At 73.8% G+C, this 1,560-nt stretch carries 1 protein-coding gene; it reads right to left on the bottom strand.

Going from position 1 to position 1,560, the window contains the following annotated elements; genetic code table 11:
* Positions 1–1,560: hypothetical protein (locus E0D90_RS26915; RefSeq protein WP_157996956.1), on the bottom strand; the 1,560-nt coding region annotated here is incomplete at both ends.

Below are 1,560 nucleotides of genomic sequence, written 5' to 3' on the forward strand. Positions count from 1 at the left end.
GGCGGGGGCGGGGAGCGGAGCGGAAGTGGGCCCGGCCGTCCGCATCGCGTTCATCGTGCGGAGGTCGCCCGCGTCCTCCCTCGTCGCGAGGGAGTCCAGCACGAAGGTGGCCCCGTCGACCATGGAGCTGCCCGGGGGAAGCCACTTGAGCGCCTCGCGAGCCTGGTGGGCGAGGGCGTTCCAGGAGAACGGCGGTGCGCTGGGACTGGTCGACAGATAGCGCCGCTCGAACGCGGCCAGGCCGTGCAGCCGCTGCTCGAACTCCTTCGTCCGGGCCGCGCTGGTGTCGATGTCGAAGCCGTAGAGCGCGCGCAGCGCCCGCACCCAGCGGACCACCCGTTCCCCGGCCTGCGGAACCGGCCCCAGCGCCGTCAGCTGCGCGAGCGCGGTGATCCGGGCTCCGGCCGGCTCCGGCCTGAACTCCTTGATGCGCGGCGGATGCCCGGTGCCCTCGGGGGGCGCGGGAACGAAGACGCTGGTGCCGCTCTCGTTGGCCAGGCGCTGCGCGTCGGTGATGTCCGTCAGCGGGTCCGTCAGCGGACCGGAGGACAGGCCGGGCCACATCAGCAGAATTCCGGAGTGCGTCCGGAAGTTGCGCAGCGCCTGGGCGCGCCCCAGGAGTCCGACGGTCTCCCGCTCCGACAGCGGGCGCCCGTCGCCGTCCTCGGTGGTCCGGACGACCGGACCGGTCTCGGTGCTGTCACCGACGACGGTGAACGCCGGCGCCGGGCCGGTGATCTTCCGGGTCCGCTCCAGGTGATCTGTCACGGCATCCTGGAAGTGCGCCAACTCCTCCCGACTGATGGGGTCGGCGCCGGTGTACGAAATCCCGGTCTGACGGCGGCCGTCGTCGGACAGCATGGCGCTGGTGAGGAGGTTGGCGTCGGCGAAGACGGCGCCGTCGGCCAGCGTCACCGAACCCGGTCGGCCGCCCGGCAGGGTGCCGGGGTCGGTGGGGATCCACTGCCCGTTCTCGGGCTGGGTGAGGACCATCCGGTTCGGTGAGGTGGGGGAGGGCGTGAGTGCCAGGGGCGCGTCGGTGGACCAGACGCGGCCGTTGACGACGTTGGCCAGCGCGGCGGACAGGTGCTGGCCCGGGTCGGGCCGGGTCAGCACGATGGCCGCGACCGGGTTGCGGGGCAGCCGTGGGTCACGGGCGATGAGGTGGGCGATGGTGGCGAGGTCCGCTTCGGCGATGCCGGCGCTGGTCCACACCCGGTATCGGCCGTCCTCGGTGCGTTCGACGTCGACCGCGGACATACGGCCCGGCCAGGGCGGGGGCCGGTGGGTGACGCCGTCGGCCGTCCGGACGGCCAGCTCGTCCAGCCGCAGCGCGGGCCCGTCCCCGCTGAGCCTGCGCCCCTGGAACGTGCCGTCGCCGTCGGTCAGGGCACTGTGGGGCGCGTTCAAGGCGCCGAGGGTGTACAGGCGGAACGCGGCCGCGGCGGTCACTGTGCGGACGCCGGCCGCGTGCGCGGTCCGCACGGTGTTCAGCGCTTCCGTGATGTGCGCGGGGGTCAGCTCACCGTGGGGCCGCTGGAGGATCTCCCGGGCCAGGGA

The organism is Streptomyces otsuchiensis, assembly GCF_004305975.1.
Classification (GTDB): Bacteria; Actinomycetota; Actinomycetes; order Streptomycetales; family Streptomycetaceae; genus Streptomyces; species Streptomyces otsuchiensis.